This window comes from uncultured Marivita sp. (assembly GCF_947488135.1).
Lineage (GTDB): Bacteria > Pseudomonadota > Alphaproteobacteria > Rhodobacterales > Rhodobacteraceae > Marivita.
The window spans coordinates 976,595-991,437 of the sequence record NZ_CANKYW010000001.1; the positions used below are offsets into that span (position 1 = coordinate 976,595).

The 14,843-nt window shown below is 59.5% G+C and carries 13 protein-coding genes and 2 pseudogenes; 7 read left to right on the forward strand and 8 right to left on the reverse strand.

The window, feature by feature from the left end; translation table 11 throughout:
- Window positions 1-161: 161 nt before the first annotated feature.
- The 7 genes and pseudogenes from Q1B16_RS04850 to Q1B16_RS04880 form a co-directional block, all read right to left on the reverse strand.
- Window positions 162-2,789 (reverse strand): LuxR family transcriptional regulator, encoded by a 2,628-nt coding sequence (locus Q1B16_RS04850; protein ID WP_299785092.1) that lies wholly within the window; start codon window positions 2,787-2,789, stop codon window positions 162-164.
- Between the two features lie 257 nt (window positions 2,790-3,046).
- Window positions 3,047-3,379, reverse strand: a complete 333-nt coding sequence (locus Q1B16_RS04855; RefSeq protein WP_299785093.1) for a hypothetical protein — start codon at window positions 3,377-3,379, stop codon at window positions 3,047-3,049.
- Window positions 3,380-3,772: 393 nt separating this feature from the next.
- Window positions 3,773-4,084: pseudogene (locus Q1B16_RS04860) on the reverse strand (tyrosine-type recombinase/integrase); the annotation flags it as partial.
- Between the two features lie 69 nt (window positions 4,085-4,153).
- On the reverse strand, window positions 4,154-5,035 hold the full coding sequence (locus tag Q1B16_RS04865) for a TniB family NTP-binding protein (RefSeq protein ID WP_299785094.1): 882 nt from the start codon (window positions 5,033-5,035) through the stop codon (window positions 4,154-4,156).
- Between the two features lies 1 nt (window position 5,036).
- Window positions 5,037-5,948, reverse strand: coding sequence for a Mu transposase C-terminal domain-containing protein (locus Q1B16_RS04870; RefSeq protein WP_299785095.1), 912 nt, complete (start codon window positions 5,946-5,948; stop codon window positions 5,037-5,039).
- Between the two features lie 28 nt (window positions 5,949-5,976).
- Complete coding sequence (locus Q1B16_RS04875) at window positions 5,977-7,194, reverse strand: IS256 family transposase (protein WP_299785096.1); 1,218 nt, start codon at window positions 7,192-7,194, stop codon at window positions 5,977-5,979.
- Between the two features lie 92 nt (window positions 7,195-7,286).
- On the reverse strand, window positions 7,287-8,081 hold the full coding sequence (locus Q1B16_RS04880) for a helix-turn-helix domain-containing protein (protein WP_299785097.1): 795 nt from the start codon (window positions 8,079-8,081) through the stop codon (window positions 7,287-7,289).
- A gap of 169 nt (window positions 8,082-8,250) precedes the next feature.
- Between Q1B16_RS04880 and Q1B16_RS04885 the strand changes: the two are divergent.
- From Q1B16_RS04885 to Q1B16_RS04905, 5 genes and pseudogenes are all read left to right on the forward strand, one after another.
- Window positions 8,251-8,622, forward strand: a pseudogene (locus Q1B16_RS04885) (hypothetical protein); the annotation flags it as partial.
- Window positions 8,623-9,052: 430 nt separating this feature from the next.
- Complete coding sequence (locus Q1B16_RS04890) at window positions 9,053-9,535, forward strand: hypothetical protein (protein WP_299785098.1); 483 nt, start codon at window positions 9,053-9,055, stop codon at window positions 9,533-9,535.
- Complete coding sequence (locus tag Q1B16_RS04895) at window positions 9,532-9,933, forward strand: phage holin family protein (protein ID WP_299785099.1); 402 nt, start codon at window positions 9,532-9,534, stop codon at window positions 9,931-9,933. The genes Q1B16_RS04890 and Q1B16_RS04895 overlap by 4 nt, the downstream gene beginning before the upstream one ends.
- Window positions 9,923-11,074, forward strand: coding sequence for a DUF3618 domain-containing protein (locus Q1B16_RS04900; protein ID WP_299785100.1), 1,152 nt, complete (start codon window positions 9,923-9,925; stop codon window positions 11,072-11,074). The genes Q1B16_RS04895 and Q1B16_RS04900 overlap by 11 nt, the downstream gene beginning before the upstream one ends.
- A 65-nt stretch (window positions 11,075-11,139) precedes the next feature.
- Window positions 11,140-12,087: a YihY/virulence factor BrkB family protein gene (locus tag Q1B16_RS04905; RefSeq protein WP_299785101.1), complete on the forward strand. Its 948-nt coding sequence runs from the start codon at window positions 11,140-11,142 to the stop codon at window positions 12,085-12,087.
- Between the two features lie 67 nt (window positions 12,088-12,154).
- On the opposite strand, the gene Q1B16_RS04910 is transcribed toward Q1B16_RS04905, so the two are convergent.
- On the reverse strand, window positions 12,155-13,009 hold the full coding sequence (locus Q1B16_RS04910; protein ID WP_299785102.1) for a PRC-barrel domain-containing protein: 855 nt from the start codon (window positions 13,007-13,009) through the stop codon (window positions 12,155-12,157).
- 314 nt (window positions 13,010-13,323) lie between these two features.
- Here Q1B16_RS04910 and Q1B16_RS04915 point away from each other — a divergent pair, with 314 nt between their 5' ends.
- Window positions 13,324-14,001: an AI-2E family transporter gene (locus tag Q1B16_RS04915; RefSeq protein ID WP_299785104.1), complete on the forward strand. Its 678-nt coding sequence runs from the start codon at window positions 13,324-13,326 to the stop codon at window positions 13,999-14,001.
- A gap of 28 nt (window positions 14,002-14,029) precedes the next feature.
- Window positions 14,030-14,787, forward strand: a protein-coding gene (locus tag Q1B16_RS04920; protein WP_299785105.1) for an IS5 family transposase whose coding sequence is annotated in 2 segments (ribosomal slippage) — window positions 14,030-14,351 and window positions 14,351-14,787 — 759 coding nt in all. Because the reading frame shifts where the segments join, the coding sequence is not laid out codon by codon here.
- The last annotated feature ends 56 nt before the right edge of the window (window positions 14,788-14,843 follow it).

A 14,843-nucleotide genomic window follows, 5' to 3' on the forward strand; every position in this document is an offset into this window, starting at 1 on the left:
GCACCTCCGAAGTCTCAATCATGAAAAACACGCGCCGTCCGGCGTGCTGGTCAACTGTAGAGGGTGGAGGCGTGCGACACATGAGTACGAATACTCATTTTTCGCTCCAGCGGGACACTCGGGGGCGTGTCCGCGAATTGTCGCCGGTTCGGAAACCTTGTCTACGTGGGCAGGATCCAGGGTTCGCTCTGGCAACGCAGCACCACATCGACGCGATTGCGACACCGGAGTTTCGACAGGATCGACGCCACGTGGTTTTCCACCGTGCGACGCGAGCGGCCGAGATCACCCGCGATGGCGCTGTTGCTCTTGCCGTCCACAACGTGGCGCAGCACCTTCAGTTCTGCTCTGGTCAATCCATAGGGATGGGGTTTGGAGTCGCGCTTTACGGTCTGTCGTAGGGGACCCAGCACACCGTCGAAATGTCGGCGCAGCGCGGCCCGGGCGGCACGGACGCCCATATCGCGGAAGGCCGCGTCGGCGTCAGCGATGGCCTTCCGGGACCCGGTGAAGGCCCGCGACCAGAGGGCGAGGTAACGCGACTGTTCTGCATCAAAGGCGGACTGCGCGTTGCCGAAGTCTCCCTTCGCCATCAAGCGGAACCCGGCAGGCAGAATATCGCAATCGAGACCGGCTATGTCTTCCCCCGCCAGTCGCGACCAGAAGAGAGCCTCGCCCCGTTTGCGCGGGCTGATCTGGTCAGGATCCAGCTTCCGCAGCCAATCCAGCGCGTCGCGGGCAACCGTCGGGTCGAGGTGCAGCACGGCAACTTCGATCAACGCCACATTGACGGTGGTGAGGTATTGTGGCTCGTTGATCTTTCGCGCGTCCGCGAGCGCGTCTTGCAGGTGCTGCACGGCGTCTGGATGGCCCGTCCTGAGATGCGCGCGGGCCCGGATGATGATCGCGGGCATGCGCATCAGCAAGGTCTGGTTGTCCCGGCCGAGCACATCCTCCGCAACGGTGATCGCCTCGGAGTAGCGGTCCATCTCGAAGAGGAGATGCGCCTTGCGCCCGATCAGGTAGTAGGTCCAGGAATCGAGGTCATGCGCGGTGTCGAAGGCGATGCCTTCCTCAAGCAGCTCTGATGCCGCTTCAAGAGCGCGCGCTTCCACGAGGCATTCGGACAGGTTGGTGTAGACCCGGGCCGCCTGCTCGTGAAACCCGTGCGCGCGCGAGATGTCGAGGCTCTCGCGCAGTTGCGCTTCACCCATGGCGTCGCCCCTGAACATGCGCGCGGATCCGATGGTGTTCAGCGCATGTGCCGTGATCTCGCGCTCGCCGACTTCGGCGGCCAGAGCCAGCGCCTTCTCGCCCCATTCGATGGCCTCCGCCATCTGGTCCTGCAACATGTGGAACTGGGCGCGCAGCGCAAAGGCTTTCGCCTTCGCTGGCGAGGCGTCCTGGTTGTCGAGTACCGCGATGGCTTCGTGGATGTATCGCGTCGCGGTTTCCGCTTCTCCGCGGTACCAGTGCAGCCGCGACAGCCAGCGCAAGTTCTCGCCCACCCGCTCCGCGTCACCGACCTCGCGCCACAGCGCGACGGCCTGGCTGCGCGCCGCGATGACCTCGTCGTTAATGCTCAGCGCGAGCCCAGCCTCGTAGGCCCAGGTCTCGTACATTTCCGCGGCAAAGGCCTTGGGCTGTCCGTCCAGATTGGGGAGCACGAGTGCAAGGTATTCCGCCGCCTCTCGGTGTGCCCCGAGGTTGGCGGCCTCGGTTGCAGCCCTCGGCGCATACGACAGCAGCAGATCGGTCCGATGTGCACCCAAGGCATGATGGATGATCCGGTCAATGCTGGCGTCCTCCGGCGATTGTGCCGTCAGGTTATCGAGGAAGAACGCGTGCGCGTCCCGCCGTGCAGCGGGCTGCATCCGGTCGTAGACCGCAAGCCTTGCCAACTCATGTCGAAACTTGACATTCGACCCGACCGGCACGAGCAGCTTGCGCGCGACGGCACTGTCGCAATGCTGGGGGCCGTCCTCCATCTTGCGCAACTGATCGAAGGGGATGGTGCCGGGGCAGCAGGAGACGGTCTCCAGAAACCGGCAAAGTGGCGCAGGAAGGGCGTTCAGCCTCGCGTTGACCGCGTCCGCGACCGAGGCGGGAACGATCCGGTCATCCGCTGGGTGGTTCAGCACTTCGGTCAGGTAAAACGGGTTGCCGCCGGTGATGTCCCGCAACGCCTCTGCCGACAGCCTATTATGCGTGCCCAGCCTTCGAACCGCGTCAAGTGACAGGGGTGCCAACGTGATCTGGGTTTTGCGCGATGCCGGAATTGCTCCGAGCGCGGAGCGTAGCGGGTGGTCGGGCCTTGCTTCATCGTCCCGGTAGCTGCCGATCAGCAGGACCTGCAATTGCGACAGCCGTCTTGCGATGTACTGTATCCAGTCGAGTGAGCGTTGGTCGACCCAGTGCAGGTCCTCGATCACCAGAACAATGGGATGATCCCTCTGCTGCAACCGATGGAGAAATCCCTCGAAGAGTTCAGCGTCGTCCAGCAACGGTCGGCTGCGATGGCTCAACGCGGTGTCCAGGTCCCGCACCGCCCCAAGTGGGCGTGGGGTCTGCAAGGGATCGCACAAGGCCAAGGCTGTGCGTGTCTCGTCAGGCAACGACGCGATAAAACTCTCGATTACGGTGGACTTACCAATCCCAGCTTCGCCGCGAATGAGAACGGCCTGCCCGCCGGTGACGCGCACCTTTGCAAACACCGTTTCGAGGGCGGAGATGCATCCATCGCGTTCGAGCATGGGAACAGTGCCCAGAGCCGTCCGGTTGCCGATCATGGGCCGACTCCGGTAGTCGCTGCAACATCGCAGAAAGCTATCGAACCGATCTCCCTTGGCACCACAAGTCTGATCTTGGCCTTTTCCTAATTTCGTATCAGAACCGGACATTCTTTACAACGGCAGCTTTGTTCCCCCGGGCTCGAGCCGACTCTTCGCTGCATGCCGTGACAGTGTCGGCTTGTCAGATTTCATGGGCGATGAGGATCGTTCAGCTTTGGGACCCTTCCGACTTGAGGTCTGAGGTGGGGCAGGTGTCAGACCCACCCGACAACCGGCGCCTGCTCATCTCTGTGCGGGGCAGGCTGGCGAATTGGATACCGTTTCGACAGGGCAAAACCCACATTCGCCTGAAGACAATCAAAATGGGCTGACTCCGTACTTGGGAGATGCAGCGCAAAAATTTTAGGCGGGATCAGGGCCGACTTGGGGGTAGTGGTGGTCAGGAAACCGATCCTCCAAGGCACAAAAGCGCGCCGATGCCAATTTTTTTGCAGCTTCTTCTTTGAGATATTCTGCTTTCCGTTGATCTCATCAATGGTACCAGCGTTCTTTGCCCGGCTTCCATAACGCCCGGAAATCAAGCGCAATGTATAGCCCGCTACATGCCAATTTCCGGTGAAATTCTGGAGGCATTAATCGCTGGAGTAAGACTCTAACAGGGTCATGAAAATCAATCGTTCTCATTCAAAAGTGTCATGGATAAAGGACCGTTTATAAACGAATGCAAGCAAGTGTTCTCTCGTTGAGCTGGCGTACAATGCCTTGGTTTTCTTGCGCAGAGCGCGATCTGAGAGGTTCCGCCGGCAGTCGCGCGCGCGTACTATATAAAGGGCGCAAGCAACGGCCACAAAAACGCTTGGGTAATGGGCAAAAAATCAGTTGTCGCGTTTAGCTCCCGATTTCAATTGAAGCAGTAAGCTGAAACTGAAGCGCTGGAATTTCACCTTAGCGCTTCACCAACGCCTCAAGATTCCTGGTCTTCACAGCCCTGCCGCTTTGGTCAGGTTCACCCGGAACCTGTCGCGCCTGCGCTGGTAGCGCCGGGTCATCTCGGCCGACGCATGTCCTAGGTGCTTTTGAAAATAGCGCTCATCAACCTCTGCCGACGAGGCGAGCCCGGCACGCAAGGAATGCCCTGAGAACATTGCCAACCGTTTGGCTTCCGGCAAATCGGATCTGACACCACTCTTAAGAACGGTTGCCTTGATCAGTCTTGCGACGTGCTTGTCGGAAAGGCGCGCCTCGAGGGCGCTTTTGCCGTCCCGCGAGGTGCGCACGAAGACTGGGCCAAAGCCTGGCGTGCCCCACCTCGTTGCCGTAGTCGCGCGCAGGTATGACTGTGATCTCGGACGCAGACTGGTTCACATCATTTCGCGGCGCAAAGGAGCATTTCGGCGTTTCGACAGAGCCGTATAACCAAGAGTGGTGATGGTCGCTTCAGAAATGTGTTCCTCGCCGTTCCTTATCGCCTTGATAGCCGCGTTGCTCACGATATCGACGACCTCTCCGATCAAGCCCTCTGACAAATCATGGATGATCTCGGCCAGTGACGGTCGCGACAGGTCCGAGGCTCGGGCGAGAGGCATGCTGGTCTCAAGACTATCGAGGAGCGTCGCGAAATCCTCGTCATACGCCCATCTGGGAACAGGGATCGTATCGAACCGCGATCCCATTTCCTCGGTGTCGTGTACCGCGTCATAGACCGCAACCTCGCCAACCAGTACGGGCGAAATGTCGTGGACACGTGCGATACGGCGCAGGAACGAAAAGATAGCCTTCACGTCCTGTCGGCGCCCTCGAAGGGCGCTGTGAAACTCATCGAAGATGAGCAGGCGGGGTTTCAAGCTGTCCAGCAAATGATCCACCTGCTCGCCCGCGCGCGACAGGCTCCGCCAACCAGATGCCTGAGGCGCGCGCAACCCGGCAAGAATGCTGGCATAGAAGTGAGACAGTCCGGCACCTTCTCGGGTCTGGATCACCCAGATCCTTTGACGTTCTGACTGCCGCAAATGTTCAATCGCAAAGCGTTCGGCGATCATCGTCTTGCCGTTGTGATAGGGGCCTGTCAGCAAGAGCCGTCTGGGACGCAAGGTTACTGGCCGATCGAGTAGCAGACTCATGGCGTTATGGGCGCGACTTGCCACCGGATGGCTGATCCAACGGGCCGTCCGGATATGGGCGATGCGGCACGCGTCACCGGCATCAAGAAGTGATGCGGCGGAGTCCAGGAGGTGATCAGTCATTTCACCAATCCTCAACCGGAAAGACGCGGCGCGGGCGCTCAGGGTCAGGCGTTTCGCGGATTGGTGTCGGGGAAGAAGTGAGGCTCTGGTAGGGTTTCGGCGCATGAGCCGCATGCCTGGCCCGTGCGACTTCCTTCAGCCTTTGCTTCTTCGATGCCGAGGCATCTACGGTCGCCGCGATTTCGCGGCGGATCGCGGTCTTCTCCTCGATCGGGCGTCGGCCGGTTTCGCGCGCTCGGCTTCTCTCGGCCCTGTGCTGCCAGAGGGTGACCGCCTCAAGCAGTCCATCCCGCCGCTCCACAGGGCGCCAGGCTCCTGTATCGGGATCCTTGATGTAGATGTGACTAATGTCCCGAGGATCATAACGAACATCGAGAGCACCCAATCGATCACGGCGGGCGACCAACGGGCCCAACCATGGATCGAAATAGTCGTTGGCAAACAGGCTGACACCCTGAGGTGAAATCCTGCGTGTCTTGTTCGGGAGAAAGCTGAGCAGAACGTCGAAAGGGTTGTCTTCCGGGCCGTCCGGCTGACGGCATTTTCGTTCCCATTCATTGGTCGGGACTGTCAGCTTGCGTTCATTCTGGCTAAGATTGTGATCGATAATCGCCAGCGCGATACAGCGTTCGAGGTCTGCAAAGTTGAGCCTCGCACGGTCTTCGGACAGATACTCACCCCGATCCGCGATGGAACGCCCGGTCTTGCCAGGCAGGGAGCGCAGCACCGTATTCACCTTGCCTAGAAGCCGTTCGACAACCCCGCCACGATGGACGGTCCCCTTGTTCCGGCTTTGAATTGCAATGCCGTACTCGGCACAACCCCGGATGAAACTGGTGCTTCTGAATTCCATGCCGGAATCCACGACGACCTTGGTAGTGCCCCATGAGGTGGTGTAGGAACTGGCGTCCACCTGCTTCCTCATAGCTGGTGCTGCTCGTTCACTGTGCGGCGATCATCGTCGCCGTATCGGGATCGTCGCACATGGCCGTCAGTTTTTCCACCGGCATGTAGCGGCGCGAGACGGCCCACTCGTCATTTTGCTCCAGCATGAGCGCGCCGACCAGTCGGACGACAGCCTCGCGGTTGGGGAAGATGCCCACGACATTGGTGCGCCGCTTGATCTCCTTGTTGACGCGCTCCAGCGGATTGGTGCTGTGCAGCTTCGAGCGCAGGCTTTCGTCGAAAGCCATGTAGGCCAGCACGTCGTGCTCGGCTTCGTTCATGAGCTCGGCGACATCCCGGAACCGGTCGCGCAGGCTGTCAGCGACCTCGCGCCAGCGGGCATGAGCCCGATCGCGGTCTTTCTCGGCGAAGGCGGTCTTCACCACGGCGCTGACCACGGGCTTGTGGGTCTTGCCCACGCGGGCCAGCAGGTTGCGCTGGAAATGCACACGGCAGCGCTGCCAGCCGGCGCCCAGAACCTTGCGTGCGGCGGCCTTCAGGCCCTCGTGGGCATCGCTGACCACCATCTGCACGCCACGCAGCCCGCGGCGGGTCAGCGAGCGGAGAAAGTCGGCCCAGAACGTCTCGGCTTCGGAGGGCAGGACCGTGATGCCAAGGATCTCGCGCCGCCCATCGGTGTTGACCGCGACCGCCACTATCACCGCCATCGAGACGATGCGTCCGCCCTCGCGCAGCTTCACGTAGGTCGCGTCGAGCCACAAAAACGGCCAGTCGCCTTCGAGTGGCCGGTTCAGGAACGCCTGCACCCGCTCGTCGATCTCCTCGCACAGCCGCGACACCTGGCTCTTTGAGGTCCCCGTCAGACCCATGGCGCGCACTAGATCGTCGACGGCGCGGGTCGAAACGCCGTGGATGTAGGCTTCCTGTATCACGGCCATCAGCGCCTTCTCGGCTGTCCGTCGCGGTTCCAGGAAGGTCGGAAAGTAGCTGCCCTTGCGCAGCTTCGGGATGTTCAGGCCGATGGTGCCCGCGCGGGTATCCCACTGACGCGGTCGGTAGCCGTTACGCTGGTTCTCGCGGTCCGGGCTGCGCTCGCCATGCCCCGCGCCGCATACGGCGGCCACCTCGATGTCCATCAGCCGCTGCGCGGCATCTTGGATCAGTTCGCGCAGGAAATCCGCATCATCGCTCTTGGCGATCACGCCCGGAAGGTCGATTATCGTCTCGGTCATCGTGCTCTCCTTCGTTGTCATCGGCTTCAACAACCTCAGACTACGAAGAAGCGCGGTGGCCGCCAGACCCGGCCGCGCGCTGCGCTACGCCAAAAGGCTCCGCGCGCGGCCTCTTACACCACCTCATGGGGCACTACCACGACCTTCTTCGGGCGGCCAAACATCGGCCAGGAATGATTGATGTCGCGCGCTGCCAGCCAGTCCTCCTTGCGGCACATCGCCTGCGCCAGACAGAGGGCGACCGACAGGCGTGAAGGCTGCTCAAGGGTCAGGCAGAAGCCGATAATCGCGCTTGTTGCAACATCGGCTGCGATAGTGAGATAGGGGCGTCCGATATAGATGCCCTGACCATCGATGACTTCCACAAACTGGATGTCGGCGGGGGTATGGTCTATCTGGACGACATCGAGTGCGTGGTTGGCCCGGATATAGCCTGGGCGGGGTTTCAGGCGCCGTAGGTTTTTTCCTCCTGAATGTCGCCGTCGTGCAATCTCCTCGGGCGTGAACAGTCGTGGGATACGCTTGGAAACGGTGACATAGGCAGGCGGATCAAGACCCTCGCTGTCACAACGGGTGCGGATTTCATCGACAATCGGCGCAAGGTCCGGTTGCTCGGGCTGAAGCCAGATCTCCCGAAGTGTTGCCGAAATGATTTCCTCAACAGCCGGGCTGATCCTTGCGCGCCTAGCTCCACCTGTCTTTGGCAACAGCGAAGACACCCGACGTTCGGTACGATATCGGCGCAGGTGGTTGTAGACTTGGCGCGTCGAGAGACGCAATTCGGATGCGGCCCGAGAAACTGCGGTGCGCATAGGCTCTTGCCCGTCCAAAATGCGATCCAGCTCTCGCGCGATACGCGTTGCCTTGGCCCAAGCCTCGTCAGACGCTTCGTTTTCGCGCAGCGTCATGAACCCGCCGCTCCACGGTTTCTAAACCCCATCTTCTGCCCCATGTTCTCGCTTATTGAAACGCGAGCTAAAAATTGAAATCGAAACGTAAAATACCACGTCGGACTACGCTTCATCCTACTGGAATCCTGTAAGAACTTTTTGATGAAACGGCAAAGCAATTGCGACAGGTGCTATCTTTGCACCGCTGGCCATGGGTGGGGCAGGGGGGCTGCGTGCCTCCGGCTTGCCGTTAGAGCGGTTGGACCGCTGGCTGGATGGCATGGACAGCGCCATTTTGACTGCGATGCGTCATCTGGATGGTATTGAAGAATGGGGCGTTCGCGCGAAGAGTGCGATGGCGCAACTGTCGGGTCGTACACCTGTAGCGTTGCGCAAAGTCCTCACGGAATGGCCTTTGACCTCGGCTCCTATGGCCGAGGCCTTGACCCGTGCGAGCCGGGCTGCTGTGCAACGCAATCTGGTCAGGCTGGAAGAAAGGGGCTTGATCCGTGAGATGACAGGGCAGGGGCGCTTTAGAATGTGGCGGATCGACATCTAGGTGCTTTGAGAGACCCTGCGCCAACCAGGCCTTGCGGGAAAGCAGCCATTCGTTCTGAGCAGAGAACGACGGCAGAGAGCCCAAGCTTGTCATTGAGATTTTCCGCTGGACGCGCATGCAGCGTAAGAAATGCGGCACAGCTCAGCAGTGCTGTCTTCGTCCTTCAGCCCGTCCAGAACGATCCTGATCTTCACTTCAGCTGATGGGGTTCTCCGCATTAGCAGCCTGACAACCGCGACGGCGTAAATGGTCAATAGCGGTCCGCACGGAACCAAGCATGCCCCTAACTTGTTTGGTCACCAGAGCTACAAGCGTCAAGCCCCCCAAAAAGAGGAGTGCCCAATGCATAACGTATTTTATCTCATCGGACTGATCGTCGTCGTTTTGGCCATCATCAGTTTTGTATTCTGAACCTGAATTGGAGCGAAACATGTCGACACAGAAATCACCCAACCCCACGTCACCCCAGTCCGCTGGCTCAGAAGCCAAGCAAAAGGCGGGTGCCCTCGCGGAACAAGCAAAGTCTGCAGCCGGCGATGTTGCGCAGAATGCAGCATCTGCGGCAAAGGATCAGGCGGATGCCGCTAAGTCATCCGTCGCGGATGAGGTGTCCGGCGTTGCCTCCGCCCTGCGAACGGCTGCCGAGGAAATGCGCAGCGGATCGCCGCAAGAGCGTACATTCGGCCAGATTGCCGAAGGTCTGGCGGACGCGTCTGAGGCCATGCGGAACAAGGATCTGAGCGAAATGGTCCAGGACGTCAGCGCATTCGCACGCAAGAACCCGCTGGTGTTCCTTGGTGGCGCGGCTCTGATCGGTTTTGCGGCCACCCGGTTCGCCAAAGCATCCAGCTCGAACGATCCGCAAACTGTAATCGCCACTCCCGGCACGAAGCGGCATGGAGATTTCTCATGAGCGATGACAACACGAATAAAAGCGCCGGCAATTTGCTGACGGATGCTATGAGCAATGTCAGTGGTCTCGTCCGCAGCGAAGTTGATCTCGCCCGCGCAGAAATAAGTGAAAACGTCAACCAGGCTGGTGTCGCCATCGGGATGATCGCCGGGGCGGCCATCATTGCATTGGTCGCATTGAACGTATTGGCAGCCGCTCTCGTCGCTGCCCTGACCGGGGCCGGGCTTGATGCTGGATGGTCGGCGCTGATCGTCGGTGCTGCTCTTGGCGTCATCGCCTTTGTGTTGATCAACAAGGGTACAAACGACCTCAAACTCTCCAGCCTTGCACCGACGCGGACCGTGAAGAACGTCCAGCGCGATGCCGCAGCCGTGAAGGAAGCCTACGATGACAAATGAAACCCGAAGCCCCAAAGAGATCGAGCGCGAAATCGAAGAGCAGCGATCCGACCTGACCGCGAACCTGGAGGACCTGCAGAACAAGTTTTCCATCGACACGGTCGTGCGCCAGATCGGAGATCAGTTCCGCGAGCATGGTAGCGATATGGGTCGGTCGATCACCAATCAGGTCAAGGCCAATCCGATCCCGCTGGCGCTGACTGGCATCGGTCTGGCTTGGCTGATGTTCGGCAATTCCCAGCAGCCGCAGCGACGTCAGCGTGTCTCGGATGACTTTGACGATGACCGCTATAGTTCGTCAGAGCGTGAGTTCCGTCGCAGCCGAGAAGAGCGTGGCTTGCCCTATACACCGCCGACGACCTACACCGCAAACCGAGCCGCGACCGAGCCGTCATGGGCACGCGACGATTATGACGACGACCCCTCTGTTGGGGACCGTCTGGCACAGGGCGCTGAATCTATGAAGCGAACGGCGGCGGATGGTGCGCAATCTGTAAAACAGACAGCGGAATCCGGCGCGCAATCGGTAAAGGACGGTCTCGCAAGTGCGGGATCGACCGTTACCGATACGGCGTCTGCAGCCAGCTCGAGGGTCGGCGATGCAGCGCAATTAGCAAAGCAGGGCCTTTCTAACGCGGGCAGCCGCATTGCCGAGGGTACCGAGACGCTCACCGAGGAAGGGCGCAAGCGGGTGATTGCAGCACGACAGAAGGCGGTCGAGATGCGCCGCTCTGCCATGCGCTCGATGAATCAGGGCACTGACGCGGCGGCCGATTTCTATGATCAGCAGCCGCTGGTCGTGGGCGCGCTTGCACTTGCTGTCGGGGCCGCATTGGGTGGCGCATTGCCGCGCACCAAGACCGAAGACGATCTGATGGGGGCGCAAAGCGATGACCTCTTCGATCAGGCCGAGCGCATCTTCGAAGAAGAAAAGGCCAAGGCCCTGTCGGTGGCTGACACCGTAAAGGAAGAGGTCAAGGACGTCGCGGCCGAGACGAAGGCCGATTTGGACAGCGGTGCGCCGGGAGACAAGTCCGCCGTCGATGCGATTGGGGACAAGGCCAAGAGCGCGGCGGAGCGGGTCGCGGACAAGGCAAAGTCCGAAGCGCAGGCCAAGGATCTTGGCAAACCCAAAACCTGACACATTTGGGAGAGGGCCGTCCGGCCCTTTCCCGCTCTTTAAATTTCCAAACTTAAGGTTCAGCCATGTCGCGCGGACGCACCGCCGAGACCCCGACGGATATTCCGCCCCTTGGCTGGAAGGACATCGCCTTTCGCGTGAAGGACGAGATCGCAGTTGACCGGGTAGGTCTGATTGCCGCCGGCGTGGCGTTCTACGGTCTGCTGGCGCTCTTTCCTGCGATCACCGCACTTATTGCGATCAGCGGGCTGTTGGTCGAGCCGAGCCAGATCGTCGAGCAGCTTGAGAGCCTTTCGGGCCTTATGCCGGAAGAGGTCATTGCTATCGTGACGAAACAGGCTTCAGCCGTTGCCGGTTCGCGGGAAGGGGGGCTGGGCCTAGCCGCCATCGCTGGGGTCTTGATCGCGCTCTATTCGGCCTCAAAAGGCATGGCGAGCCTGATGGAAGGCATCAACGTTGCCTACGACGAAGAAGAAGGACGTGGCTTCATCCATCTCAAACTGGTCACATTCGCGCTTACGCTCTTTTTGATGATCGGGCTTCTGATCGCCCTCATGGCCACGCTTGGGCTGCCCGCTGTTCTGGCAGTCCTTGATTTTGGCACGGTGTTCGAATTTCTCATGACAGCTGGCCTCTGGATCGGGCTGTTCTGCCTGACCGTCTTTGGCCTGTCCGTCCTGTACCGCTATGCGCCGTCCCGCGATGAACCGGAATGGGAATGGGCCTCTCCAGGTGCGGTTGTTTCCTGCATGATCTGGGTCGTCGCCTCAGCAGGCTTTGCGTTCTACGTCGGCAATTTCGGGTCCTACAACGAGAGCTTTGGCACGCTGGCCGGGGTGATCGTTTTGCTGATGTGGTTCTGGATTTCCGCGTTTATCATTCTGCTCGGTGCAGAGCTGAACGCCGAGATGGAGGCGCAGACGCGCACGGATACGACAAAGGGCCCGGATGAACCCATGGGGTCACGCAACGCGGTTAAAGCGGATAGGTTAGGGGAGTCTGCGAGTTCGTGATGGTTTAAGTCAACCATCGGTGAAGTGGGAAGCCAGGCTTGGCCTAGCTTCCCCAAACAAGCTGATCTTACCCGTCGTACTCTGGCTGCTGCTCGAGCGCTTCCTGAGTGCTATCGATGTAAATCCGCAGATCGCCGCCGTCGTCGGCTCTCACAATCTGCAGCTCATCAAATGTCACTGCAACATGCCGCTCACCGATGCCCAGAAACCCACCGAGGTCGATCACTGCGCGGTCGATCTGACCATCATTAGTCATCAGCAACTCGCCGATTTCACCGACATCCTCATCGTCAGGTCCATAGACTCGTGCACCGGTCAGCTCCTCTGCCGTCAGTTCGTCGACTGCGACGACAGAGTAGCCGTCACGCTCGACTGTCGGTTGTGTCAGCATCGGTCGATCTGCTGTGGTTCCCATCGCGGCACCTGTCTCAGCGTCTGCGTCAGTTTCCATTGCAGTCTCGCTGTCGGACGCCATTGTGTCGTCTGCTCCTCGATTACGCGAGTACTCCGGCGCTTCTTCCACGCCAGCGGCGCTTGCATTGATCACGAGGAAAAAATCGTCGCTGTCACCCTCTTCGCTCACAAATTTGAGCTGAGACATATCAACGGCGACATCCCTCTCGCCGACTCCGATGAATCCACCAACGCCAACGATCACGGATTGGACAGTTCCGTCGCGCGTCAAGATGATCTCATTGATCTCGCCAATGTCATCCCAATCCGTCTCACCGTCAGCGGCAATTGTGGTCTCACTGCTGATGTCGGCCTCGGTTGCGTAAACGCGCATGCCGATGAGCTCAGAGGCATTCAAGTTCACGGCCTCGTCAAAAGTCATGTCCGCGAACGCGGCGGTATGACCATCGGCGTAAGCTGCTGTCCCAAGGACGAGTGCAGTTGCTGTGGTTGCTAGAAAACGTTTCATGGTAATTCTCCCATCATTTCGACGCCGCCCGAAGACGGCGCTATGTGTGGACTAACAAATGCGGTGCTCGAAAGTTCCCTGCTGTCTGACAAACGCGATATATGATGACAGTAGCGAAGTGCTCTAGGTATTGATGTGGTCCTTACGTTGCCACTCTACACCTTCTGTGAGATGGAAGGAACGAAGGTTCGATAATCCAGGTGGATAGCTCGGCTCGGTACGCCTTTTCTCTCAACGATCAGATGGATGAGCGCTTGAAGATCCCGACCTAAACGAGCGGCGGGAACAGAGTGAATGTCTGAAGGGGATATGACATGGACGAGACCCAAAAAATCAAAAACCTGTTGGTCTTTGTGTCAGTCATCCTTGCGTTCGCAGCAGTGTATTTCGCCCGCGACATGTTCTTGCCGATCGTGATCGGTGTCATCGTTGCGCTGACCTTGAGCCCCGTCGTGCGGAGTTTAGCAAGGCTCGGCGTCCCGGAGCCACTATCGGCGGTCGTTTTGATCTTTGGCGCAGTCCTCACGCTTGCAGGTGTCTCGTACCTGCTCAGCGGTCCCATAGCCGAGATTCTATCGGATGCACCGGCTATGGGTGACGAACTCAGGCGAAAGCTACGCGGCCTTCTGGCTGCCGTTGAGGAAGCGCAGGATGCCAGTGACCAGGTTCAGGAACTTGCGACGAGTGGAGACAGCAACCCTGTTGTCGCGGTAGAGCAGCCAGGTTTGTTGGCATTTGCCGCTGGAAGTATCGCGAATTTCATGGCGTTGACCGTTGTCGGATTGATCTTTGCCCTGTTCATTCTTGCGTCCGGAAATCTCTTCTACATCAAACTTCTCGAGGCTTTTCCGAACTTCTCTGACAAACGTCGAGCTATCAAAACAGCCCGCGCTATTGAGCAACAAATTTCGCGCTACTTCTTGACCATCACGATTATCAATGGTGGGCTGGGGCTAGGGTCAGGACCCATTGATTTGCGCGAGGTGGCGTGATTCACGGTTCGAAAAACGAGCGGTGAACATGTCTGACCTTTTCTGGTTGAGCGACGCGCAGATGGCGCGTCTTGAGCCCTTCTTCCCAAAGTCGCATGGCAAACCCCGCGTCGATGATCGGCGGGTGTTGAGCGGGATTATCTTCATCAACCGCAATGGGTTAAGATGGCGCGACGCGCCTGCGGAATACGGTCCGCACAAGACCCTTTACAACCGCTGGAAACGGTGGAGTGACAAGGGCATCTTCGCTCGGATGATGACCGGTCTGGCTGCCGAACACGGCGAACAGAAGACGGTCATGATCGACGCGACCTATCTCAAGGCCCACCGGACAGCGACCAGCATGGGCGTGAAAAAGGGGGGCGCGGACGCCTGATTGGCCGAACCAAGGGCGGCATGAACACCAAACTCCATGCCATCTGCGACAGCCAGGGACGTCCGCTCAACCTGTTCGTCACAGCCGGGCAAGTCAGCGATTACATCGGAGCGCGGGCCTTACTGAGCAGCCTGCCGGATGTCGATTGGCTGCTCGGGGATCGCGGCTATGACGCCGATTGGTTCCGGGAAGCGTTGAAAGACAAAGGGATACGCGCCTGCATCCTTGGCCGGAAACAGCGCAACAAACCGGTGAAGTACGACAAGCGCCGATACAAACGGCGTAACCGGATTGAGATCATGTTCGGCAGGCTGAAGGATTGGCGCCGCGTTGCGACCCGCTACGACAGATGCCCGAAAGTCTTCCTGTCAGCCATCGCCCTCGCAGCAACCGTCATTTACTGGCTATGAGATGCTGTAACGGGGCCTGCGTCACGCACGACCGTTGCCACTTGTCAGATCAGCAC

Coding starts and splice junctions, on each gene's coding strand:
- Q1B16_RS04850 (WP_299785092.1), bottom strand. CDS start 2,789: ATGATCGGCAACCGGACGGCTCTGGGCACTGTTCCCATGCTCGAACGC.
- Q1B16_RS04865 (WP_299785094.1), bottom strand. CDS start 5,035: ATGACTGATCACCTCCTGGACTCCGCCGCATCACTTCTTGATGCCGGT.
- Q1B16_RS04875 (WP_299785096.1), bottom strand. CDS start 7,194: ATGACAACGAAGGAGAGCACGATGACCGAGACGATAATCGACCTTCCG.
- Q1B16_RS04880 (WP_299785097.1), bottom strand. CDS start 8,081: ATGACGCTGCGCGAAAACGAAGCGTCTGACGAGGCTTGGGCCAAGGCA.
- Q1B16_RS04890 (WP_299785098.1), top strand. CDS start 9,053: ATGTCGACACAGAAATCACCCAACCCCACGTCACCCCAGTCCGCTGGC.
- Q1B16_RS04895 (WP_299785099.1), top strand. CDS start 9,532: ATGAGCGATGACAACACGAATAAAAGCGCCGGCAATTTGCTGACGGAT.
- Q1B16_RS04900 (WP_299785100.1), top strand. CDS start 9,923: ATGACAAATGAAACCCGAAGCCCCAAAGAGATCGAGCGCGAAATCGAA.
- Q1B16_RS04905 (WP_299785101.1), top strand. CDS start 11,140: ATGTCGCGCGGACGCACCGCCGAGACCCCGACGGATATTCCGCCCCTT.
- Q1B16_RS04910 (WP_299785102.1), bottom strand. CDS start 13,009: ATGAAACGTTTTCTAGCAACCACAGCAACTGCACTCGTCCTTGGGACA.
- Q1B16_RS04915 (WP_299785104.1), top strand. CDS start 13,324: ATGGACGAGACCCAAAAAATCAAAAACCTGTTGGTCTTTGTGTCAGTC.